Here is a 22402-nt window from a genome sequence, read left to right on the forward strand (position 1 = left end):
ACCTTTTCGCCGGACCGGACCACTACAGGTGTCCACCACACGCGACAGGAGAAGTTCCATGGCACCCACTCCCCGCGCCCGCCGGTTGCGCCGGCTGGCCGGTGTCGGCGCACTGGTCACCGCTGTGACGGCCGCCTTCGCCGTCACCATGACCGGCGCCGAGGCGGCGACCGTGTTCACCGCCGACTTCGAGTCTGGCAGCAGCGGCTGGTCGAAGTCGGGCGGCTCCTGGACGGTCACCGCCGACGGCTCGCAGACGCTCCGGCAGACGAACGCGGGCAGCGAGAACGCCCGGAACTTCGCGGGCGACGCCGCGTGGACGGACTACACCGTCACCGCTCGGGTCAAGCCGATCTCGTTCGGCTCCGGTGGATTCGCCGGCCTGCTGGCCCGCGCCAAGGGCTCGACCACCTTCTACCGGCTCGCGCTGCAGGGCGACCAGGCCCAGCTGCAGGCCGTCGCGAGCGGCAAGGTCACCGTGCTCGGCACCGCGTCCCGCACCATCGCGACCGGCACCTGGTACACCCTGAGCCTGACCGTGGCCGGCGCCAGCATCAGCGGCACCGTCGACGGCACCTCGGTGGGTTCGACCACCAGTTCGGTGAGCGCCACCGGCCGGATCGGCGTGCAGACCTCGTACGCCGCAGCGGGTTTTGATGATGTGACCGTGACCACCGGCAGCGGCAGCACCCCCACCACCCCGCCGACCACCCCGCCGACCACCCCGCCGACCACCCCGCCGACCACGGAGCCCACGACGGGCCCGACGACCCCGCCGACCACCCCGCCGACCAGCGGCGCCCTCTACGTCGCCCCGAACGGCAGTGCCAGCGCGGCCGGCACCGAGGCGGCCCCCACCACGCTGACCTCGGCCATCACCCGGATCGCGGCCGGCGGCACGATCTTCCTGCGCGGCGGCACCTACTCCTTCGCGCAGACGGTCACCATCGCGCCGGGCAACGACGGCACCTCGAGCGCCCGCAAGAAGCTTTCCGCGTACCCCAATGAGAAACCGATTTTGAACTTCTCGGCCCAGGCCGAGGACCCGGCGGCTCGCGGTCTGGCGATCAACGCCAACTTCTGGCACGTGTACGGGTTGATCGTGGAGCGGGCCGGCGACAACGGCATCTTCATCGGCGGCAGCAACAACATCGTCGAGCGGACGGTCACCCGCTTCAACCGGGACAGCGGCCTGCAGATCTCCCGGATCGCCTCGGACACCCCGAACAGCAACTGGCCCGCCAACAACCTGATCCTCACCTCGGAGTCGCACGACAACGCCGACTCGGACGGCGAGGACGCCGACGGCTTCGCGGCCAAGCTCACCTCCGGACCGGGCAACGTGTTCCGCTACACCGTCGCGCACCACAACATCGACGACGGCTGGGACCTCTACACCAAGTCCGACACCGGCCCGATCGGCGTGGTCACCATCGAGGACTCGCTGGCCTACAACAACGGCACCCTCTCCGACGGCAGCCAGGCCGGCGCGGGCGACCGCAACGGCTACAAGCTGGGCGGCGAGGACATCGGCGTGAACCACATCGTCCGGCGCAGCTTCGCGTACCGGAACGGCAAGCACGGGTTCACCTTCAACAGCAACCCGGGCACCATGACGATCTCGAACAACGTGAGCGTCGACAACGCCGAGCGGAACTTCAACTTCGACGGCGGCACCTCGGTGTTCCGCAACAACACGTCGTGCCGGTCCGGCAGCGGCACCAACGACCGGATCATCGGCAACTCGGACAGCTCGAACCAGTTCTGGTCGGGCTCGAACGGTTCCCGGTGCGCCACCCTCTCCGGCGCCTTCGGGTGGTCCTTCGCCGCGGACGGCCGCCTGGTCGTCACGTTCGGCGGAAGCCCGGTGACGCCGTAACCCAGCCACCGTAGGGGCAGGGGCGGGCCGGTAGCGGGGAGCTGCCGGCCCGCCCGTCTATCCGGTGAGCTGTCCGGCCAGCCGGTACCGCTCGGTCAGGTCGTCGGCCGGCAGCGGCCGGGCGAAGTGGTAACCCTGCGCGGTGTTGCAGGCCAGCGCCGCGAGCGCGGCCACCGTGGTGGGGTCCTCGACGCCCTCGGCCACGACCGCGAGGCCGAGGTTGTGCCCGAGCGCGATGGTGGACGCGACCAGGGCGTGACTGCTCGGATCGGCGACCATGTCGGCCACGAACGACCGGTCGATCTTCAGTTCGTCCACCGGCAGCAGCTTGAGGTAGCTCATCGAGGAGTACCCGGTGCCGTAGTCGTCGATCGACGTCTTCACGCCGAACGCCCGGATCCGGCGCAGCGCCTCGATCGCGGTGGTCGGGTCGCTCATCACGCTGTGCTCGGTGACCTCGATGCAGAGCAGTTCCCCCGGCACCCCGGCGGACTCCAGCGCCTCGGCCAGCCGGTCCGGGAAGCTCAGGTCGAGCAGGCTGCGGGTGGAGACGTTGACCGCCACCGGCACCCGGTGCCCGGCGTCCAGCCAGCGCCGGGCCTGCTGCAGCGCGAGCGCCAGCACCCGGTCGGTGAACCGGTGGATCAGGCTGGTCGTCTCCAGCACCGGGATGAACTCGTTCGGCGGGACCATGCCCTTGGTCGGGTGCTGCCAGCGGGCCAGCGCCTCGACGCCGGTCAGTTCGCCGGTGCCGACCGCGATCTTGGGCTGGTAGTGCAGGGTGAACTGGTCCGGGTCGTCCAGGCCGCGGCGCAGGTCGCCGAGCTGGGTGAGCCGGGCCGCCGGGTCCAGGTTGTGGTCCACGGTGAACCGGCGGAACCCGTCGTGCTGCTGCTTCGCGTCGTGCATGGCGATGTCGGCGTTGCGCAGCAGGGCGGCCACCTCGGTGTCCGGTCCGGCGGTCGCGGCGCCGATGCTGATCTCCAGGTCGACGGTGATGTCGTCGAGCAGGAACGGCTGGTCGAACGCCTCGCGCAGCCGGACCGCGACGGTGTCCCCGTCGTCCGTGGCGCCCGGGCGCAGCAGCACCGCGAACTCGTCGCCGCCGAGCCGGGCCACCAGGTCGGCCTCGCGGACCGAGGACGCGAGCCGGCGGCCGGCCTCGATCAGCAGGTGGTCGCCGATGCGCGGGCCGAGCTGGTCGTTGACCTCGCGGAAGCCGTCGATGTTCACGGTCAGCACGGTGGGCAGGCCGGCCTCGTCGGCGGTGTCCAGCGCGTGCTGGGTGTGCGAGGTGAACGCGGCCCGGTTCGGCAGGCCGGTCAGCGCGTCCGTGGTGGCCAGCAATTCGACCTGGCGGCGGTGGGTGCGCGTGGACCGTGCGAACCACACCAACACCAGAAGGCTCAGCACGAACGTGACCAGGCTGCCCCAGGCCAGCCGCCGGGAGTCCCGCTCGGCCGACGCCTGGTGCTGGATGTAGCTGGCCAGGTGCTGGTTCTGCTTGTCCAGCAGGCGGTCCATGATCCGCGCGTACGCGGGCTCGATGACGGTCTTGAGCGTGTTGCGGGCGCCGGTCACCTCGCCGCGGTCCAGCTGGGTGAGGTACCAGTTGATCTGCGGGCGCAGGTTGAGCTGGCGGGACGCGAGCGCGCCGGCCTCGCGGGCGTTCGCCCGGTCGATCGCGGCGATGTGCAGGGTGGCCGCGTACGTCTGCTGGTCGGCCGCCAGGACCTGCTGGCGTTCCGGCCCGTCCGGGTCGTTGATGGTGGCCCGGATCAGCGCCATCTCCCAGGCCGACCGGTACGCGGCCTGCTGGTACGCGGCCACGTGCCCACCGGCCACGCTGACGTCCCGGACCAGCAGGTTCTGATGCCAGCTCGCCGCCAGCCCGTACCCGGACAGGACGACCAGCGTGCCCGCCAGCCCCGCGGTCACCCAGTGCCGGGTCCGCTCGGGGCGGGCCTGCCGCCGTGTTGGAACCATCGTCGCCCTCCGCTGCCGGATCCGCACAACCGTCTCGCACCCTCACCATCGGCAGGGCGGGCGCCAGATGCGCCGGGACAAAGTTGCGAATCGGTAGCACGCCGACGCGGGCTAAGGCTGATTCCGGAAGCAGGTGCGGCCCAGACCGCCGGCGCCGCCAGGGAACTGGCGGATCTGGCCGGCGGCCTGGGCCGCACGATGACTCACTTTCAGGTGTGGCAGTCCGGATCAGTAGCCGTAGCGGCTCTTCAGGTGACGCCACCAGTCGCGGAACATCCAGGCGTCGAACTCCGTGATCGACTGGGAACTGCCGGCCTTCATGATGAAGTTGCTGACACCGCTCGGGGTCCAGTCGTAGAAGTCGTCCAGACCCCAGGTGTGCCCGATTTCATGTAGCAGGATTGTCATGTTGGCCGTGCCCAGGCTGTTCATGAAGTACTCGCGGCCCATGCGCTGACCCCAGTCGCCGCCGGCACCGCCGCCGAAGCCGTCGGTCAGCCACAGCGACTGGTCGTAGTGCCGGGCCACGCCGCCCGGGCAGTTCGGGTACTGCCCGTTCTGGTTGAAGAAGCGGCCGCACGGTGCCGAGCACTGCGGCGCGTTCTCCCGGATGTCGTTGACGTAGATGTCGACCGACGTGTCGGTCCACTGGAGCTGGGAACGGTTGCGCACGGCCCAGCCGACGACCCGGATCGGCACGTCGGTGTACGGCCAGGCGTTGTGCCCGACCAGCTCGTCCATCCACTTCTTGTACTGCTCGGCGACCTTGGCGTGGATCTGGTCCCGCTGCGCGGCCGTCACGTTCGCCGAGGAGTCCCAGCGTACGCAGTAATTGATGTAACCCCGGTTGGCCATGACCTGGTCCCAACCGTAGTTGCGGAACCCGTACAGGTTGCCGCCGTTGTACGTCTGCTCCTGGTGCTGCCAGACCTGGTTGAGGGGAGTCACCAGGTTGGAGGGCGGGCTCCAGGTGGCCGGCGCTGCCTGCGCCGCCATCGGAGTCATCGTGATCGCCGCGAGCGCGGCGACCAGGGCGGCCAGGAGGGTCCGCACCGTTCGTCGGGTCCTCACGAGACCTCCTCTTCCGTTCGGGGGGTACGGATAGATGTCAATCAATAAGGCAGAGTGCCCGACGAAAACCTTTTCGGCAACCCGGGCATCGAGCTGGCCACTCGCCCGAAACCTTTTCGGCACACCCGGAACCGGGGACCCGCCGGGCGCTGGCACCGCGATCAGGCATGGCCCGGCCCGCTCTGGCAGGCGTCGGCCACAATGGCGCGATGCGCAAGAGCGTCCTGGCCGGCCTGGTATTCGCCCTGCTGGCGCTGTGCGGCGCGGTTCTCACCCTGCGGATCTGGGTCCAGGCCGGCGAGATGCGCGATCTCCGCGACCGTCACCTGGCCGCCGCCGAACTGCTTGCCGGCCAGGCCGCCGGCCTGGACGCCACCGGTCAGTCCGAGGCCGCGGCCACGCTCCTGACCGAGTCCCGCCGGCGCGGCACATCGGCCGCCCGCATCGACGCCGACCTGACCGAGGCCGGCTACTCCGGCGGCGGCACCGCGGCCGGCATGCTGCTGTTCGGCTCGCTGGCCGCCTGGCTGCTGCTGCGTCAGCGCCGCCTCTATCACGACGTCGCCCCCGACGAGCCGCAACCCGCCCTCCTGCCGGCCGAGCCCGCCGCGTCCACCATCTTTTTGTCGTACGCCCGAGCCGACCGCGACGCGGTGCTGAAGGTGCACGCCGCCCTGGCCGCGCGCGGCCGGGACATCTGGGTGGACTGGACCGGCATCCCGCCCACGGCCGACTGGATGGACGAGATCGTGCGCGCCGTCGAACGCTGCGACGCGATGCTGTTCGCGCTGAGCCCGCACTCGCTGCGCTCGACCGTCTGCCGCCAGGAACTCGACCACGCGCTGGCGGCCGGCAAGCGGGTGCTCCCGGTCCTGCTGGCCGACGTCGACGACGAGTCGATCCCGGACGCCCTGCGCCCGATCAACTGGGTGATGTGCCGCACCGGCGAGGAACGGGAAGCCGCCGTCGACGCCGTCATCAGGGCCGTGGACCTGGACCTGGACTGGGTTCAGCTGCACACCCGCCTGCTGGTCCGGGCCCGCGAGTGGCAGTCCGCCGACCACGACCCCGGCTACCTGATCGCCGGCACCGACCTGCGCCGGGCCCGCGCCGCCGTGTTGTCAGCGGCCGCCCGCACCCCGCCCCTGCTCCCCCTGCACCACCAGTTCGTCAACGCCGCCGAACGCCACGCCGCCGCACAGGGCCGCCGCCAGCAGCGCGGCGTCTACCTGGCATCGCTGGCCTTCGGCATCCTGTTCCCCGCGGTCGTCTACTCGGTGGCCTTCGACGACATCAGCGAATCCGGCCTGGTGCGCCTGGCCCCGGTCTGGATCCTGGCCCTGGTCTTCGGCCTCACCGGCATCACGGCCCGCCGGGCAACCTGGCGCCGCCCGCTGCTGGGTGTGCTGGCGGGCGCGGGCGTGCTGGTCGCCTTCTTCGGGGGCATCTTCCCGGCCCTCTAGTCTAGCGCTCCATGAGTTCGCGGACTCTGCGGCGCACCCGGGCGATCCCCTCCGCGCTGTTGAACGCGGCGAACCGCGGCCACAGAAACACGAGAATGGCGAGTTCCTCGGCCACCAGGGCGGACTCCAGCGCCCGCCGGTCACCGGGCCGGCCGTCCAGATAGGCGTCGAGCAGCGCCGCGGGCACCCGCACGCCGGCCGGAGTGGCCCGCACGCTGAGCAGGGCGAGATCGGCGACGGGCCGCCCGATGCCGGTCGCCTGCCAGTCGCAGAACGCGAGTTCACCGGCCGGGTCCACGATGTTGCCGGTGTGGCAGTCACCGTGGATGAACGCCGTCGGCACCGAGCTGATCCGTTCCGCCAGCTCGCCGCGGCGGGCGATGAGCTGCGGCACTTCCGGCCCCCAGAAGGCGGAGATCTGCTCCAGATCCGGATCGGTCAGGGCCGCCCGGAGCACATCCGGACCATCCCAGCCCTGATCCTGCGGCACCGGCATGGCGTGCAGCGCGGCCAGCTCCCGCCCCAGCCGCGACCACATCTCCACCGTCCACGACCCGGCCGCCCGCACCTCGCCGGCCGCCTCCAGCAACAGCGCGACACCTTCCGCACCATCAAAAAAGTCCACAATTGCCGGCGTACGCACCGGCACAACCGGCGCGATTTCCTGGTAGAAACGCAGCTCCCGCCGAGCCGCTGCCAGCGCATCCGGCCCCAGCGCGGCCGGCGTGGTCTTGAGATAGGCGGCCCGGCCGTCCGCCGTCCGCACCGCACGCACCCCGGCACCGGACCGGGACTCGAGCCCTTCGTCGCCGCTCCATCCATCGATAGATATAGATGTAAGCGGTAGACTTCCGACTCCGCGTCCGGGAGGAATCACCATGATCTCCACTATCTCCGGCCTGCGCTGGGCTGCCCTGACGTCCGCGTTCCTGCTGCCCGCCCCGGCTGCAGCCGCCGCACCGGCCGCCGACCCGGCACCGGTCGAACAGGTCGCCATCGACATCCTCGCGGTCGAGGGCTCCGGCTGTCCGGCCGGCACGGTCACGATTTCGGCGCTGCCGGACAACGCCGGTTTCCAGCTGCACCACACCGACTACCGGGCCGCGGCCGGCCGTCGAAACTGTCACGTCGAGCTCGCCGTGGACGCTCCGGCCGGCTTCGCCTATGCCATCATGCACGCCGGATACCGGGGCGAGTTGCAGGTGGGGCCGGGCGCCTCCACGGCGCTGCGCCCCACCTTCCACTTCACCGGCCGAGCGCCCCTCATTCTCCAGCGGCACACGTTCACCGGCCCTCTCGACGGCGATTGGCAGGTCACCGACGACGTCGAGCCCGCCGCCCGCGCCTTCTCCTCCTGCGAACAGCTCCAGAACCTCCACATCAATACCGACCTACGCGCGATCGCAGCCGACCCGCCCGCCCAGCCAAGCTGGATCTCGCTCGCCCACGCCCTCTTTGAGTTCGAGTGGCGGCGCTGCTGACCGCTGTTCACTCCCCCAGCAGGCCGACGAGAACCCGCGACACCGTGTCCGCGAAGCGGGGCGCCGGCACCAGCGGACCGCCGGTCAGCGCCGCGGTCAGGTGGGGGTGCCGGCCCGCCTCGATCGCGTGGGCCAGATATGCGCCCTGCCTCTGATGGGCAGCGGAGCCACCGTTGAGCTCGCTGAGGACGAGCGCGGCGGTGAGCGTGTTCATCACGGCGAACGTCTCCAGCTTGCGGCTCACCTCGGCCGGGTGCCCGGCGAGGACCGCCAGGACGTGCTCCAGCAGGTCGGTGCCGTGCGGGCCGAGCGCCGAGCGGGTGAGCACCAACTCGGGCAGCCAGCCGTGCCGCCGCATCAGCTCGCGTCCCTGCCGGCACACCGCCAGCAGGCCCGGCAGCCAGGGGCCGCCCGGCGCGGGCAGCTGATATCCGGCCGCCACCTCGTCGGTCATCAGGTCGAGCAGGTCGTCCCGGCTGTCGACGTAGCGGTAGAGCGACGCCGCGCCGGTGCCCAACTCGGCGGCGACCCGGCGCATCGAGACCGCGGCCAGCCCCTCCCGGTCGGCCAGCGCGATCGCCGCCGCGGTCACCTCCGCCCGGGACCGCTCGGCGGGCCGGCCCACTCCCGTACGCCGTTCCCGAAGCCAAACCGGCACCGCCTCCATGCCACCCCTCTCGATGGCGCCCACCCTACCGTTCCGGTTACAGTGTTCGCGAACGACGTTCCCGAATTAGCGAGGCAGAGATGATCCGGATCCCGCACACCGCGCGCAACGGCGACGTGCACCTCGCGGCCGACGACCTCGGCGGCGCCGGCGGCGATCCGCTGCTGCTGATCATGGGGCTCGGCGTCTCCCGGTTCTTCTGGCCCGACGGCCTGGTCGCCGCGCTGATCGACACGGGCTTCAGCGTGGCCTCGTTCGACGGCCGCGACGCCGGCGGCTCCACCCGCTTCGACGACGCCCCGGCGGCCAACCCGGTGACCGCGCTGTGGCGCCGGCGCCCGCCCGCCTACACCGCCGAGGACATGGCCGACGACACCGTCGCCGTGCTCGACGCGCTCGGCTGGCGGCGCGCCCACCTCTTCGGCATCTCCCAGGGCGGCCTGGTCGCTCAGCGCACCGCGCTACGCCACCCGGCGCGGGTGCACACCGTGACCTCGTTCGCCGCCATACCCAGCGACGTCCGCGGCGCCGCCGTCCTGCGCTACGTACGCCTGCCCTTCCTGGCCCGCCTGACCCGCATGCGCCACCCCGCCGGCCGCGACGGCGACGTAGCGGCCGGCCTGGCGCTGTTGCGGGCGGTCGCCTCGCCCGGCTACCCCTTCGACGAGCCGGACGCCCGCCGCCGCGTGGAGCGCGAACTCGACGCCGGGCTGCCCAGCGGTGTCCGCGACAGCCGCGCCCAGGCCCGGCAGACCGGCGCCACCTGGCACGGCCCGCGCCTGCGCGAGCTCCGCGCGCCCATCCTGGTGCTGCACGGCGAGCAGGACCCGCTGATCCGCCCGGCTGCCGGCCGCCGCATCGCCGCATCGGTGCCGGGCGCCCGCTACGTCGAGCTGCCCGGCACCGGCCACGACCTGCCCCGGGAAATCTGGCCGGCAGTGGTCCGCGAGATCCGCGCCCGGGCCGGGTGATCAGTCGGCGCGCAGGTGGCCCTTGCAGGTCTGGCCGTTCGCGTCGCTGACGCTGCCGTCCGGGCAGGTGGTCCGCGACCAGACGACCTTGACCAGCGACGCGCCGGTCAGGTCGGCCCCGGTGAGGTCCGCGCCGGTCAGGTCGGCGCCGTCCAGCTTGGCGTTGCGCAGGTCGGCGTCCCGCAGGAACGCCCCGGTGAGACGGGCGTTGCGCAGGTCGGCCGTGACCGTTTTGGCCGGCGGGTTGGCGGCCCAGGCGAACGCGACCACGCCGGCCGCCACGACAGCGCTCGCCACCAGCAGCCGCCGCAGGCACCGGTCGAAGGTGGCGGCCAGCGTCTCGTGGCTCGCCATGCTCTCGATCGCGTCGACGCGCTGATCCATCGCCGCGATCTTCCGGTCCAGGTTCGGGTCGGCGCCGGGCTTGCCGAGCTGGTCGACCAGGGCCTGCCGGCGATCGATCAGCTCCTGCGGGCCGGCGACACCCTGCAAGTATTTCGGCCGCCGCCGGAAGAACTCCACCGCCCGGCAGAAGCGGGGCTCGGGCGTCGCCCAGTTCTCGGCGAGGTCGGCGATCAGCACGCCGACCGGGAGCAGCACCCGGACCGCGCCGGTGATCGCGAACACCACGGCGGCCAGGGCCAGCACCGCACCGGAGACGGCCACCCAGAGCCGGGCGGTGGCCACACTGGTGGGCCATCCCACCTCGAGCCGGCCGATGCTGGAGAGCTGGCTGCCCGCGATCAGCGCCGCGCCGACCGCGGCCAGTCCGGCGATGAACCACTTCGCGGTGTCCCGGATGCGTTCGTTGCCCGCGACGATGGGGTCAGGCACGGCCTCCGGCGCGGTCATGTCGCGCCCTCACCCGGAATGTGCGGGCCGGGTGACCACGATCGGCGGCAGGTCGTCGTCGCCGATCCCGGTGATGCGCGGCACGGTGTGCACGTCGGCGAAGCCGCCGGAGACGTCGCCGACGCCGTCGGCCCGCTCGGTCAGCGGCCGGTCGACGGCCACCGGCCGGCCGTAGTAGGTGAGGACCGTGGTGATCACGCCGACCGACAGCGGCGCGTCTGCCTCGACGGTCGGTCCCGAGGTGACCTGCTGCGCCGGGTAGCTCAGCACGAGCCCCTCCGCCGTCAGCTCCGCCCCGAAGAGCGGCGCCACCAACGGCGTGGCGCTGTCGTCGGGAAAGGCGACCAGCAGGGGCTGCGTCAATCCCTCCGATATGTACACAGCTCCGACCCGTCCGAGTAACTCGCCGTCGGCGGAACGGACCTCAATCGACCGCAGACGGCTGGCGTCGGGAACTTGCATGGTCACCTTCCGCGAGCGATTGGCTACGATGACTTCCTGGCTTCAGCATGAGGAGCTTACTTGTCCGAGCCGTCGCAGGAGCCGCCGCGCGTGCGACCCGGAGACACGGACGGCTTCACCAACCCGATTCTCTACATCGAAGAGTTGCGCCGCATCCCGCTGAACCGTTCACGGGCCCCGGCGACCGGCACCGCCCTGGTCTTCCGCACCCGCTCGGGCCGGCTCCGCGCGCCGGCCGGCGGTTACACGGCCGGCGAGATGTTCCTCCTCGGTCCTCGCACCGGCTACCGGATCGATGTCACACCGCATGGCTTCTGGGCGTCGTTCGAGGTGGGCACCGCCTTCGCCGTCGACGTCGTGGGACGGTGGACGGTCGTCGACCCGATCGAGGTGGTGGCCAACCGGATCAGCGACCCGGAATATGCCTGCACCGCCGCCCTGTGCGACCGGATGGCCGCCGCCCTCCCGGTCAAGGCCGACGACCCGGAGGCCGTACGCGAGCGGCTCACCGCGGCACTCGCCGGCGAGGTGGCGGTCACCGGCGGCGTACGCCTGGACGAGCTGCGGGTCGACGTCGGGGTGGCCGAGGTCCTCACCGGCGAGCGGGTGCTGCAGATTCTGGTCGCCGAGGAGGACGTGGAACCCGGCGACCCCGACGGCACCGAATCCGGTCAGCTCCTGCAGGAGCTGACCGAGCTGGCCCGGCAAGGGCTCGACGAGCACGGCGCCGGCGGCAAGGCCGGCCGGGCATTGGTCCGCTTCCACGAGTTGGTCACCCGGATGGGTGAGATGCTCCCGCCCGGCGAGCGGCAGGTCCACGATGATCACAACGAATGACGTGCTGGGCATCTTCGACCGGCTCCTGGTCTGGTTGCCGGAGCACCTGGACTGGCTGCCCGCCGAGACCGCCGGCTATGCGGTGGTGCCCGCCGTCGTGGTGGTGATCCTCGTGGTGCCCGCGCTGATCGTGCGCCGGGTGCTGCCCTGGATCGGGCGGTACCTGGTGGTGCCGGCCGTTGTCGTTCTGGCCGGCGCGGCGACGGCGGTCATGCTGGTCGTCGATCTCGTGTGCACCGGCGCCTTCCGGCTGCTGGGGCTGCCGCTGACCGGCGCTCACTACGCGATCGGCGACTGGACCATCGGAGGCGCACGGGCCGTCCGGCGGGCCACCCGGTACCGGGTGCACCAGGCCGGGGCGTGGCTGCGCCGGTTCAGCCGTCTGCTACTCCTGCTGGCCGGGGTCGTGGCCGTGGTGATGTGGAGCCGGGGATACTGCGCGCGGAATCCCGCGGGCGGCTGCGCCGAGCCCATCGGCCAGTGGTGGCACGCGGTCGACGCGGCGCTCCGCGACCTCGCGGCGTCCTGGGCATGACCGTCAACCACGCCCGTTCAACCGGGCCAGCAGCGGCAGGGTCTTGCGCCAGAGCCGGCACTCCACCCTCTCCCACCAGCTCGCCGTGGGCGCCCGGGAGAGCAAAAGCAGGAGAGCGTACGTCTCGGCGAGCTTGTCGGCGCGCAAGCCGTGCTCGACGGCTGCTCGCAGCCGCAGCACGACGGGCAGGCCGGCGTCGAGGGCGATGACTCGCAGGTCGTCGGCGTCGACATAGGTGAACAGCGCGGAGAGGATCCCGTGCCGCTCCTTCATCGGCGCGTGCCCGGCCCGCATCCACCGGTCCAGCAGCGCGGTCACGTCGCCGGTCCGGCCCGGCACCTTCCGGGCATAGTCGACCAGCAGGCCGATGCGCCTCGACCACGGCTCCTGGCCGTCCGATGCCAGCAGGGTCACGGCGTGCCACGAGAGCGGCTCGGTGGGCGGAACGCGAGACTGCCCCGCGGGGGACGTCAGCCAGCCCCAGGACGGCAGCATCGCCATCAGGGAGCGGGAGCGCCAGTCAATCGGGCGGGCACGGACGTATCGCCCGATGGCCGAGGTGCCCAGCACCACGCCGGCCGCGGCGGTCACGTTGCGGACCGCCAGCATGGTCCAGGTGTCCCCGGGGACCGGGCGCGACACCACCGCCCGCCACGTCTTCTCCTCCCACTCGTCGCCCGCGTCGAGGCTGTCCGGCGAGGACCAGTCGGTGCGGCTGTCCTCCAGGTAGAAGGAGAGCAGAAGGCCGGCTTCCTCGCGCTCCGCCTCCGGCCGGTGCATGTCGAGTGCGCGACGCAGCAGTGCGGCAGCGGCGGCCGGGATCTGGTCGTGGCGGCGCAGAATCTCCATGGCCTCCATGCGGATGCCCAGGTCGTGGGCGGTCTCGACGAACTGGGCGAGCCGCTGGACCGCGTGCAGCCGCTCGTGCCGGGGCGCCACCTCGACGATCACGGAGAGCGCCTGCAGCCGCTCGATGTCCCGCAGGCCGGTTTCGTAGGCGAGTCTGAGCAGCTCGACCAGGCCAACCTCGTGATCGGCCGGATTTTCGCTGGTGACCAGCACCCGGCCCGCCTCCGCCCGCTTGCGGACCGAGAGCAGGTTGTCGCCGATCATCCGGACCACCCGGGTGGCGTCCCGGGTCCGCTGCAGAATGGCCCGCAGCGCCTCCCGCACCGCCGGAATCGTCGGGTCGGCGGCCTTCGTCTCCGCGCGCGCCGGAACCTCGACCTGTCGCACCGCCGCCTCGGCCAGCTCGATGATCTCCCGGGTGCCGCCGGAGGCGAGCACCCCGCCGTCCTGGATCATCGCCGCCGCCTGCCGCAGGTGCGGATACTGCCGTTTCTCGCCGGGCTCCATCAGCGCCTCGACGACCGGCCGGGTGTCGTGGCCCGCGTCGCCCCAGGCGGCGAGCACGAACAGGCCGAGGCTGTCCGGCCGGGCACTGCGCACCTCCTGCAGCCACTCGGCCGGGTCGAACTCGCCGACCAGAAGCAGCGAGGCTAGATACTCGGCGAAGCTCTGATGAATGAAGACCAGGTCGTCGCCGTAGATCGCGACCAGCCCGGTTTCCACGAGCAGGTCACGGACGTGCTCGGCGGAGACTCCGAACGGCAGGCGGGAATATCGGTCGCGGATCCAGTCGGGCAGCGCGTCGCTCAGCCGGCGGGCGTACTTGAGGTATTGCACCGCCAGGAAGCTCAGGCAGGGGAGCCGGTCCTCGAGCAGCCGCTCGCCGAACTCCTCCGCGGCCCGGCCGAGCGGGGTCAGCTGGTCGTGCAGGGCCCGCCGCACCCCGAGCCGCTGCACGCGAAGGGTCAGCAGTACCCGGACGAACGTCTCGTAGAGGCCGGCCCGGTCGAGGGGCAGCGGCAGGGTTGGCTTCTCCTCGAAGACGATCGCCGCGATCGTCGCCAGCAGCGGCACCTCCACCAGCGGGGCGAGCCCGGCGGTGGCGATCGCATCGAGGAAGTCGGCCGGCTCGACTGCTGACTGCTCCGCGCCGACCGGGCGGAACCAGTTGCCGGCGAACTTCTTCACCCGTTCCCAGTCGAAGGGGCGCAGGTCGTATTCGCCGAAGCGCTTGGTGCGGTCGCTGCCGCTCAGCCCGGTGCGCAGCAGGGTGAACTCACGCTCTTCCAACGGCCGGCTGGCCACCAGGAACCGGGTGTTGGAACCGTACCGGCCGACGCGGCTCGCCAGGACGGACATCAGCTCGCGACGGGTCTCCCGGTCATGCACCTCGTCCAGGCCGTCGACCAGGATCAGCCAGTCGGCGCCCGGAGCAGGCGGCCGTTCGAAATACTCCGGGGCGATCACGGAGTCGAGCCGGCCACCCAGATCGTTATGGACTGCGCGGGCGAGCAGCACCGGCCAGGAGCCGCGTTCCAGCAGGTCCTGCGCCGCGGCGTAGACCGCCACCACCCGGCCCAGCGGCGGCTCCGCCGCGCCGTCCGGCTCCTGCAACCACCAACTGGCCGAGGTGGCGACGAGCTGCTGGATCAGGGTGCTCTTGCCGCCACCCGCACCGCTGACGATCAGAGCGTTACGGTGCCGGTGCAGCAGATCGATCGGACTGATCTGCTCGGGCTCCAGGTCGCGCCGCGTCTTGTGTGGCTGGGTTCGCTGTTCGACGTAGACACTGGTCAGGGGCGGCGGTTCGCGCCTGGTCAGCGAGGCCACCCGATAGGGGTAGCGCTGGGCAACCTCGCGCTGGGCGGTGAGCAGCATGTGCAGCGGTGTGCCGGCCCGGGGACGCACCAACGTCGGCAGGTCCCGCATGTGGGCGCGGAGCACGGCCTTGTGCAGCCGATACGACTTTTTGATCTCCCAGGCCGGGATCATGTACGCGCTGCTGCCCTTGGCCAGCCTGGCGGACTTCAGCATCCCCCGGACGTTGTCCGAGCCCTCGCGCTCCACGACCGGCGAGCCGCTCATGCCCGGCACGATGTAGCTGTCGCTCAGCAGCAGGTAGCGGTCGGCCTCGCCGAGCACCGGAACCATGCGGCGCTCCAGTGCCACTCCCCCGGTGGGATTGAGCGTGCTGAAGCCCTCGATGAAGAATTCGCGGAGGTCGCGCCCGACCGCACTCGTCTCGAGAAAAACGCGGGGATTGTCGAGTGTCTCGACGCCGATGAACGCGATGTCGGGGCCCGGGTAGGAACCACCGGCCCCGGCGCGGCTCGGCGGATCCCGCACCAGCACCCGGCCCGGCAGGTCGGGGCCGGACCAGCCGATCACGACGTTCTCGTGATGCTCGACCACGTGGGCGCAGGTCACGACGGTGCGCTTGGCCACGAAGAAGCCGGTGCCCCGGTAGACGCCGTCCTCGGTACAGATCTTGACGAGGCTCGGGCTGGGCGGTGCGAGCCAGGCATCGAGATCGCCCATCGGACTCCTCACCGGACTGTGGACAAACGGGGGTCGCCGGTCCGGTACGCACCGGCGCGGCGCCGGTCGAGGAAGCGTCGCGAGAACAGCGCCGCAGGGGCCCGATTCTCTCCGGACCCCTGCAACGCCGCAAGCGACGGCAATGTCGCATTACTTACCGGTGGTGTCAGCCGTTGTTGTCGATCAGGCTGGCGATCTCGTTGTAGATGAGGTGGGCCTTGGCGCCCTGGTTGGACGGGCAGCCGCCGAGGTGGTGCAGGGCGACCACGCGGTGGCTGCCGTTCAGCACCGGGGAGCCCGAGTTGCCGCCCGAGGTGTCGCAGCTGTAGCTGATGTTCCAGGTGTTGTAGTTCGCGCTGCGCACCGAACAGGTCGCGCCGTTCTGGGCGTCCTCGTAGATCGCCACCCGCTTCGCGGTGCCGTCGCCGTGTCCGGGGATGTAGATGCGGGTGCCGGCGGTGGTGGCGGCCGTTGCCAGGAACAGCGTGCCGAAGCCCTGGATGGCGGCGAAGTTGTTCACCGAGTACAGGGTGTAGTCCAGCTGGTTGGAGCTGCCGCTGCTCACCTTGTAGAGGGTGGCGCCGCTGACCTTGGTGCCCGCACCGGGATTCGAACCGCCGCACGTGGCGCACTGGTAGTTGAACTGCATCTCGCTGCCGCTGACCGCGGACTGCGTCGAGAAGCAGTGTTTGTTGGTCAGCATCCGGTTGGTGTTGCCGACCCGCCAGGTGGTGCACCGTCCGCCACCGCTGATCAGCAGCCGCGCCACCGCACCGGCCCGGGCGTACTCGGTCGGGTGGCTGCTCTGGTAGCAGACCACGTCGCGGCGGGCGTCGGTGCTGCACACCGACATGGTGGACATGTTGTACTGCGCGATCTCCGCCTGGTCGTAGCCCCGCCAGAAGCGGTCGACGGTCACCGAACTGGCGGTGCGAACCCGGTTGCTGTGCAGGGTCACCACCGCGGTGTCGCCCTCCACCGACATGGCCCAGAAGCCCGGCTGCCCGTCGGTGGTGAAGTCCGAGCCGGTGGCCCGATTCAGGTCACGGTCGTACCGGTAGCTTTCCCGGCCGTCGGGGCTCGACACGGTCAGATAGTCGCCGCGTGCCAGTCGTACGGCATTGAAATGGACTTTGATGTATGTCGCACCGGGATGCCGAATGATCTGGGCGCGCCCACTGCCGGAGTGGGACATCGCGACGCTGAGGGTGCGCAGCTCGCCGACCGTGGTGACGCCCTCCGCCGAGAACTGATCCGATTCCGGCGCGCGCTCCGAGGCGGGCGCGGGCGATGGGACTGATGGGACGTCGGCCCGGGCGGGCGACATCGGAAGCAGAGCCAGCCCGAGCGTGAGGGCTCCGGCCGCGACCGCCGCCTTCCGCAACCAGCGCAGATCGTGTGCCATGGTTGTTCCTTCCCAGGAAATGCACCGGTAGGTGATTCCGCCTGTGGGTGACCGAACAATTTGGCGTCACGCTACGAGCAATACATTTACCCAGGTAGATATCGCTTGGCTCATACGATGCCAAGCTGGAACGCGGTACCTGCCGGCTGACGGGTCAGAGCCGGAACTGGCCGACCAGTTCCTCGAGTTCGTGGGAGATCGTCGCCAGCTGCTCGGCGGTCTGGCGGGACTCGGTCACGCCGTGGGAGGTCTCCTGCGCCGCCAACGCGACGGCCGAGATGCCCGAGGCGATCTGATGGGAACCGGTGGCCGCCTCGACGATGTTGCGGCTCATCTCGGCGGTGGTCGCGGTCTGTTCCTCGACCGCCGCCGCGATCGTGGTGGAGTGCTCGTTGACCTCGCCGATGATCCCGGCGATCCGGTTGATCGCGGCGACCGCGGCGCCGGAGTCCTGCTGGATCGCCTGCACCCGGCGGTCGATGTCCACGGTCGCCCGCGCGGTGGCCTGCGCCAGGTCCTTCACCTCGCCGGCCACCACCGCGAAGCCCTTGCCCAACTCGCCGGCGCGGGCCGCCTCGATGGTGGCGTTCAGGGCGAGCAGGTTGGTCTGCTCGGCGATCGACGTGATCAGGGTGACCACCTCGCTGATCTCGCCGCTGGACCGGCCGAGGCGGTCGATCGTGTCGCCGGCCTCCCGGACGCTGTCCACGCCGCCGGCCGCGACGGCGGCGGCCCGGCCCGCGCCGTCGGAGATCTCCCGGATGGCCGCGTTCATCTCCTCGGTGCCCGCGGCCACGACCTGGACGCTGCGCGACACCTCATCGGCCGAGGACGCGACGTCGTCCGACTCGCCGGACGCGTTGGTGGCGGCCTGCGCGATCCGGGCCGACGTGGCGGTCAGCTCGGTCGCCGCCTCGGCCAGGGAGCGGCTGTTGTCGCCGATCGCCCGGAACGAGGAGCGCAGGACGTCGAGTGTGCTGTTCACGGCCCGGCCCATCGCGCCCAACTCGTCGCGGCGGGCCGCCGGCACACCCACGGTCAGATCCTTGGCGGCAACCGTTTTGAGCGCCGACACCGTCACCGCCAGCGGCCGCACGATGCTCCGCGTGATCAGCACGCCCACCATGACGGCCAGCGCGACGCAGACCAGGCCGGCGACGACCATCATGGTCCGGGCGGTGCCGGCCGCCCGGTCCGCGGCGTCGGTGGCCGCGGCGGCCGACGCGGTGGTCACGGCGACGAGTTCGTCCACCGAGCCGATGATCTTGCCCATCCACTCGAGGGATTCGCCGGACGCCAGGTCGTTGGCCCGCCGCTGCGCCGCCGCGGTGCCCTTCCGGTAGTCCTCGATGATCCGCCGGTCGACGGTCAGGAACTGCTCGAACGACGCGGCGGCGTCCTCGGCCAGCGCGCGCTCGGCATCGGTCAGCGGCAGGGCGCGGAGCTGGCTGAGGTCGTCGCGGAAGGCGGCGGTGGAGGCGAGGAACTCCTTGCGCTGACCGACGGTGTCCCCGGTGGCGTCCGCGACGCCCCGGATCGTGTCGAAGGCGTAACCCGTCTGCCAGCCCGCGAAATCGGCGGTCCGGAACTTCGCGACCAGCGCCGCCGCCCGGATCTTCGACGCGTCCGCCAGGTCTGCGGTGGCCGCCCGAGCGGCACTCTGTCCCCACAGACCCACGCCGATAGCGGCCAGCATGCCGAGGCAGACCACCGTGAAGGCACCGCCAAGGCGTACGCCGATCTTGATGTCACCGAGACCCCGCACGTCCCCTCCTCAGCCCAAACGATAAGGAAAGGTCCCGGCGTCCGCGGCCGTTCCGCGACGGCGGTGCCGGTGATGCGCGTGTGGTCAGCCCGGCGGCTTCGCGTCACTGCACGGGCTGGACGATTTCGGTCTCCCACGTCGCCGGATCGGGGCGCTCCCCCGGATCGGTCAAATACGTCTCCCACGGCGCCCCCGCCGCGGACAGCCCCTGCTCCCGCATCCATTTCTCGATTTCCTGATACGACTCCGGCAGGGTGTCGTACGGCCCCCGATGAATCGTCACGACCGCCCGCCCGGCCGGAATGGTGAGCGCCTCGATCCCGTCACTGAGCGCTTCCGGCGGCGGCCCGGCGACGGTGATTCCGCCCTCGATCACGAGCGATCCCATGCCCACTTCCGGATAGCGGGCGAACGGCGGCCCGGCAATGGCCAGCCCGTGCTCCTGGGCGTAGCCGAACACGGCCGGCAGGCACTCGCCGAGCGCGGCCGCGATTTCGTCGCGGGTCACCCGCCGGCGCATCACGAGGGCGTGGAAAGCGGGCAGTTCACGAACCGAAATGTCGAGCGGCACAGCGGATTTCCTCTCGATAGTGCTGATCCGATACAGGCTGATACAGGGCGCCGCCGCATGCACCGCCGCAGCATGCACCGCGGCGGCGCGCGGCCCGGCGACGTGCAGTCCGCGGGAGCGATAGCGCCGCGGACTTCGGCCGAGGTGCCGGGTGAAGGTCCGGGTGAAAACCTCATGACTTCCAAACCCATGGTCGTACGCGACGGCCGACACCGGCCGCCTGCCCGACACCAGCGCGGCCGCCGCCCGGGCCAGCCGCACCCGCGTCGTGTAGGCCTTGGGGGTCTCACCGACCAGCCCCTTGAACCGCCGGTGCAGCGCGAACCGCGACCGGTGCGCCCACGCCGCCAGCGCCGGCAGCGAGACGTCCCCGCCCAGCCGCGCGTTGACAGCGGCCAGGAGCCTCAGCAGCTCACGCGTTCCCGACGACACGAGGGCAACGTACCAACCCGGCGGCGCCGCGACTTGACGCTTCTTGCCCGGTTACCCGGGCGGTAAGGCCCGGAGATAGCGGCCGCGATAGAACCGCTGCGCGATCAGCAGCACCGGAAACAGCCAGCGCCACCCGCTGTCCGCCGGCCGGGTCAGCGAGCGGATCGTAAGCCACACCCGCCCATCGGCGGACCGATGCGCGACAAACGCTTCCTCACCGCTGACCGGATGCCCCTCCAGAGTCCCGTACGAGAATCCGCAGCGCTCCGCTCCGGTAACCACCTCGACCACCCGCACCGGCTCCCGAACCGTCAGTGGCCCCACCCGGACGGTCAGCTCGTACCGGGCGCCGCTGCGCGCCAGGACCTCCCCGTCGACCGGCCGGACCACGAACCCGCTGCGAATCTTGACCTGCCAGCTCAGCACCGAGGCCGCGACCGCCTCCCACCGGTCGGTGCCGCGCCCGACGCACACGGTCCGCTCGAAGCGGCGGTAGCCGGCCGGCCGCCCCAGCCATCCGTCCTGCGCCGGGCGAGTCTCCCCCACGACGTCATAGCTGAACCCGGGCACCGCCCGATTGTCGCAACGATCAGAAGGCGTACGGGCCGAATCGGCCCCAGGCGACGAAGGCGGCCAGCAGCAGCAGGACCACGTTGATGACGACGGCCTGGTTCTCCTTGCGGCGCAGGTGGGTGAGCGCCGCGCCGGTCATCAGCAGGACGAGGCCGGTGGCGGCCAGTGGCACCAGGACGGGCGCGATGTCGAGCAGGGCCGGCAGAGTCAGGCCGGCGGCGGCGAGGACCTCCAGCGCGCCGATCAGCTTGATGGTGCCGGGCGAGAACTGTTCGGCCCAGGCCATGTTGGGGTTGGCGGTGAGCTTCTCCCTGGGCTGGGTCAGCTTCATCGCGCCGGCGATCAGGAAGGCGCCGGCGAGCAGGATGGCGACGATCCACAGGACGACGTTCATGGTGGTTGTCCCTTCAGGTGACGGCGAGCATGGCTCGGATGTCGGCGGCGTCGGTGTTGGCGCCGAAAATCTTGGTGCCGGGTTCCATCCGCACGCCCTCGGCCAGCGGGCCGGCGACGACGGGGTCGAAGCCGAGGGCGTCCACGATCGCGGCGACCGCGGCCACGTCGCCGGGGTCGTCGCCGGCCACGGCGATCGCGCGGCGGCCGGGAGTGCCGGCGGGCCGGGCACCGTCCTCGAGGTCGTGGTAGCCCATGTGGTTGAACGCCTTGACGACCCGCGACTGCGGCAGGAACGCCTGGACCATCGCGCTGGAGCCGGTCAGGTCGTCGCGCACGCCGTCGACCTCCCACCAGTAGTTCATCGCGTCGATGACCAGCTTGCCGCACAGCTCCGCGGCCGGGATCGCGCGGTATTTGCCCAGCGGGAGCGCGAGGATCACGACGTCGGCCCGGGCGGCGGCCTCGGCGGCGGTGACCGTACCCGCGCCCGGGCTGAGGATCTCGGCGATGAGCTCGATCCGGGCGGGGTCGCCGGAGCCGGCGAGCAGGACGCGGTAGCCGGCGGCGACCGCGAGGCGGGCCAGCACGGTGCCCACCTTGCCGGCGCCGAGAATGCCGACGGTGGTCATCGGCTCTCGCCGGCCAGGATGTCGCGGACCATGGGTGCGACCTTGGCGCCGAACAGTTCGACGGCGCGCATCCGGTCGCCGGCCGGCTGGGCGCCGGCGCTGTAGATGAGATCGAAGCGGCCGACACCGAGCGCGCGGACGCTCCGGGCGATCTTGCGGGCCACGGTGTCCGGCGAGCCGAGGTAGAGCGAGCCGTGGTCGACCTCGGCCTCGAACTCGGCCCGGCGCAGCGGGGGCCAGCCGCGCTGCGCCCCGATCCGGTCCCGGATGACCTTGTACGCCGGGTAGAAGATCTCCTTGGCCTGGTCGTCGGTGTCGGCGACGAACCCGGGCGAGTGCATGCCGACCGGGTGCGCGACCGTGCCCAGTTGGCCGGCGGCCCGGCGGTACAGGTCGAGGTAGGGGGCGAAGCGCTCGGGGGCGCCGCCGATGATGGCCAGCATCAGCGGCAACCCGTGCCGGGCCGTGCGGACCACCGACTGCGGTGAGCCGCCGACGCCGACCCAGGTGGGCAGCCGGCCGGACTCGGTCTTGGGGAAGACGTCGGCGTCGTGCAGCGCCGCGCGGGTGGTGCCGCTCCAGGTGACCGGCTTCTCGTCGAGCAGCTTCACGAACAGGTCGAGCTTCTCCTCGAACAGCACGTCGTAGTCGCTCAGGTCGTAGCCGAACAGCGGGAACGACTCGGTGAACGAGCCGCGGCCCAGGATGACCTCGGCCCGGCCGCCGGAGATCGCGTCCACGGTCGCGAACCGCTGGAAGACCCGGACCGGGTCGTCCGAGCTGAGCACGGTCACGCCGGACGCTAGCCGGATGCGCGAGGTGCGGGCGGCGATGCCGGCGAGCACCGTCTCGGGCGTGGAGATCGCATACTCGGGGCGGTGGTGCTCGCCGAGCGCGATCACGTCCACGCCGAGTTCGTCGGCGACCACGGCCTCGTCGACGACCTGCCGGATCGCGGCGGCGTACGACAGGGGCGCGCCGGAGCCGTCCACCGGCACGTCGCCGAAGGTGTCCAGTCCGAGGATGAGATCCGTCATGGT

19 protein-coding genes and 1 pseudogene are annotated in these 22402 nt (G+C 71.4%); 6 read left to right on the plus strand and 14 right to left on the minus strand.

From position 1 onward, the window contains the following. Positions 1 to 58 precede the first annotated feature (58 nt). Positions 59 to 1879, plus strand: coding sequence for a right-handed parallel beta-helix repeat-containing protein (locus Ari01nite_RS36940; protein WP_239163327.1), 1821 nt, complete (start codon positions 59 to 61; stop codon positions 1877 to 1879). 57 nt (positions 1880 to 1936) lie between these two features. Here the strand turns inward: Ari01nite_RS36940 and Ari01nite_RS36945 are convergent, their stop codons facing one another. Together Ari01nite_RS36945 and Ari01nite_RS36950 are read right to left on the minus strand one after the other, a co-directional pair. Further along, positions 1937 to 3865, minus strand: a complete 1929-nt coding sequence (locus Ari01nite_RS36945; RefSeq protein ID WP_203787178.1) for a putative bifunctional diguanylate cyclase/phosphodiesterase — start codon at positions 3863 to 3865, stop codon at positions 1937 to 1939. A gap of 228 nt (positions 3866 to 4093) precedes the next feature. Continuing rightward, positions 4094 to 4936: a hypothetical protein gene (locus Ari01nite_RS36950; protein ID WP_239163328.1), complete on the minus strand. Its 843-nt coding sequence runs from the start codon at positions 4934 to 4936 to the stop codon at positions 4094 to 4096. 209 nt (positions 4937 to 5145) lie between these two features. Between Ari01nite_RS36950 and Ari01nite_RS36955 the strand changes: the two genes are divergently transcribed. Then, complete coding sequence (locus Ari01nite_RS36955; protein ID WP_203787180.1) at positions 5146 to 6399, plus strand: toll/interleukin-1 receptor domain-containing protein; 1254 nt, start codon at positions 5146 to 5148, stop codon at positions 6397 to 6399. Between the two features lies 1 nt (position 6400). On the opposite strand, the gene Ari01nite_RS36960 is transcribed toward Ari01nite_RS36955, so the two are convergent. Further along, entirely contained in the window at positions 6401 to 7165 is a 765-nt protein-coding gene (locus Ari01nite_RS36960; RefSeq protein WP_203787182.1) for a phosphotransferase family protein, read from the minus strand. A gap of 112 nt (positions 7166 to 7277) precedes the next feature. Here Ari01nite_RS36960 and Ari01nite_RS36965 point away from each other — a divergent pair, with 112 nt between their 5' ends. Further along, positions 7278 to 7880: a DUF4360 domain-containing protein gene (locus tag Ari01nite_RS36965; protein WP_203787184.1), complete on the plus strand. Its 603-nt coding sequence runs from the start codon at positions 7278 to 7280 to the stop codon at positions 7878 to 7880. Positions 7881 to 7887: 7 nt separating this feature from the next. On the opposite strand, the gene Ari01nite_RS36970 is transcribed toward Ari01nite_RS36965, so the two are convergent. After that, the gene (locus Ari01nite_RS36970; RefSeq protein WP_203787345.1) at positions 7888 to 8547 is read right to left on the minus strand and encodes a TetR/AcrR family transcriptional regulator; all 660 of its coding nucleotides are present in this window, start codon (positions 8545 to 8547) and stop codon (positions 7888 to 7890) included. Positions 8548 to 8627: 80 nt separating this feature from the next. Between Ari01nite_RS36970 and Ari01nite_RS36975 the strand changes: the two genes are divergently transcribed. Continuing rightward, positions 8628 to 9518: an alpha/beta fold hydrolase gene (locus Ari01nite_RS36975; RefSeq protein WP_203787186.1), complete on the plus strand. Its 891-nt coding sequence runs from the start codon at positions 8628 to 8630 to the stop codon at positions 9516 to 9518. Here the strand turns inward: Ari01nite_RS36975 and Ari01nite_RS50375 are convergent, their stop codons facing one another. Together Ari01nite_RS50375 and Ari01nite_RS36985 are read right to left on the minus strand one after the other, a co-directional pair. Beyond that, a complete protein-coding gene (locus Ari01nite_RS50375; RefSeq protein ID WP_239163329.1) occupies positions 9519 to 10370 on the minus strand; it encodes a pentapeptide repeat-containing protein in 852 nt (283 codons plus the stop codon). Positions 10371 to 10379: 9 nt separating this feature from the next. Continuing rightward, positions 10380 to 10733 carry a hypothetical protein gene (locus Ari01nite_RS36985; RefSeq protein ID WP_203787188.1) on the minus strand — a complete coding sequence of 118 codons (354 nt, stop codon included), beginning with the start codon at positions 10731 to 10733 and terminating at the stop codon, positions 10380 to 10382. Between the two features lie 189 nt (positions 10734 to 10922). Here Ari01nite_RS36985 and Ari01nite_RS36990 point away from each other — a divergent pair, with 189 nt between their 5' ends. Together Ari01nite_RS36990 and Ari01nite_RS36995 are read left to right on the plus strand one after the other, a co-directional pair. Beyond that, on the plus strand, positions 10923 to 11669 hold the full coding sequence (locus Ari01nite_RS36990) for a hypothetical protein (protein WP_203787190.1): 747 nt from the start codon (positions 10923 to 10925) through the stop codon (positions 11667 to 11669). Continuing rightward, positions 11653 to 12204, plus strand: a complete 552-nt coding sequence (locus tag Ari01nite_RS36995; RefSeq protein ID WP_203787191.1) for a hypothetical protein — start codon at positions 11653 to 11655, stop codon at positions 12202 to 12204. Before Ari01nite_RS36990 ends, Ari01nite_RS36995 begins: the two co-directional genes overlap by 17 nt. 3 nt (positions 12205 to 12207) lie before the next feature. Here the strand turns inward: Ari01nite_RS36995 and Ari01nite_RS37000 are convergent, their stop codons facing one another. The 8 genes and pseudogenes from Ari01nite_RS37000 to Ari01nite_RS50380 all read right to left on the minus strand — a co-directional run bounded on the left by Ari01nite_RS37000 (position 12208) and on the right by Ari01nite_RS50380 (position 22399). Continuing rightward, complete coding sequence (locus Ari01nite_RS37000; RefSeq protein ID WP_203787193.1) at positions 12208 to 15591, minus strand: serine protease; 3384 nt, start codon at positions 15589 to 15591, stop codon at positions 12208 to 12210. A gap of 166 nt (positions 15592 to 15757) precedes the next feature. Next, positions 15758 to 16996 carry a trypsin-like serine peptidase gene (locus Ari01nite_RS37005; protein ID WP_203787195.1) on the minus strand — a complete coding sequence of 413 codons (1239 nt, stop codon included), beginning with the start codon at positions 16994 to 16996 and terminating at the stop codon, positions 15758 to 15760. A 154-nt stretch (positions 16997 to 17150) separates the two neighbouring features. Then, on the minus strand, positions 17151 to 18761 hold the full coding sequence (locus Ari01nite_RS37010) for a methyl-accepting chemotaxis protein (protein ID WP_239163330.1): 1611 nt from the start codon (positions 18759 to 18761) through the stop codon (positions 17151 to 17153). 103 nt (positions 18762 to 18864) lie between these two features. Beyond that, entirely contained in the window at positions 18865 to 19764 is a 900-nt protein-coding gene (locus tag Ari01nite_RS37015) for an AraC family transcriptional regulator (protein WP_203787197.1), read from the minus strand. Positions 19765 to 19815: 51 nt separating this feature from the next. Continuing rightward, positions 19816 to 20334 (minus strand): DUF1990 domain-containing protein, encoded by a 519-nt coding sequence (locus Ari01nite_RS37020; protein WP_203787199.1) that lies wholly within the window; start codon positions 20332 to 20334, stop codon positions 19816 to 19818. 19 nt (positions 20335 to 20353) lie between these two features. Then, positions 20354 to 20731 (minus strand): DoxX family protein, encoded by a 378-nt coding sequence (locus tag Ari01nite_RS37025; protein WP_203787201.1) that lies wholly within the window; start codon positions 20729 to 20731, stop codon positions 20354 to 20356. Positions 20732 to 20744: 13 nt separating this feature from the next. Next, positions 20745 to 21365, minus strand: a pseudogene (locus tag Ari01nite_RS37030) (NADPH-dependent F420 reductase); the annotation flags it as partial. After that, a complete protein-coding gene (locus Ari01nite_RS50380; protein WP_239163332.1) occupies positions 21359 to 22399 on the minus strand; it encodes an LLM class flavin-dependent oxidoreductase in 1041 nt (346 codons plus the stop codon). The pseudogene Ari01nite_RS37030 and the gene Ari01nite_RS50380, both read right to left, overlap by 7 nt. Positions 22400 to 22402: the final 3 nt, after the last annotated feature.

It is taken from the genome of Paractinoplanes rishiriensis, assembly GCF_016862375.1.
In the GTDB taxonomy this organism is placed as follows: domain Bacteria; phylum Actinomycetota; class Actinomycetes; order Mycobacteriales; family Micromonosporaceae; genus Actinoplanes; species Actinoplanes rishiriensis.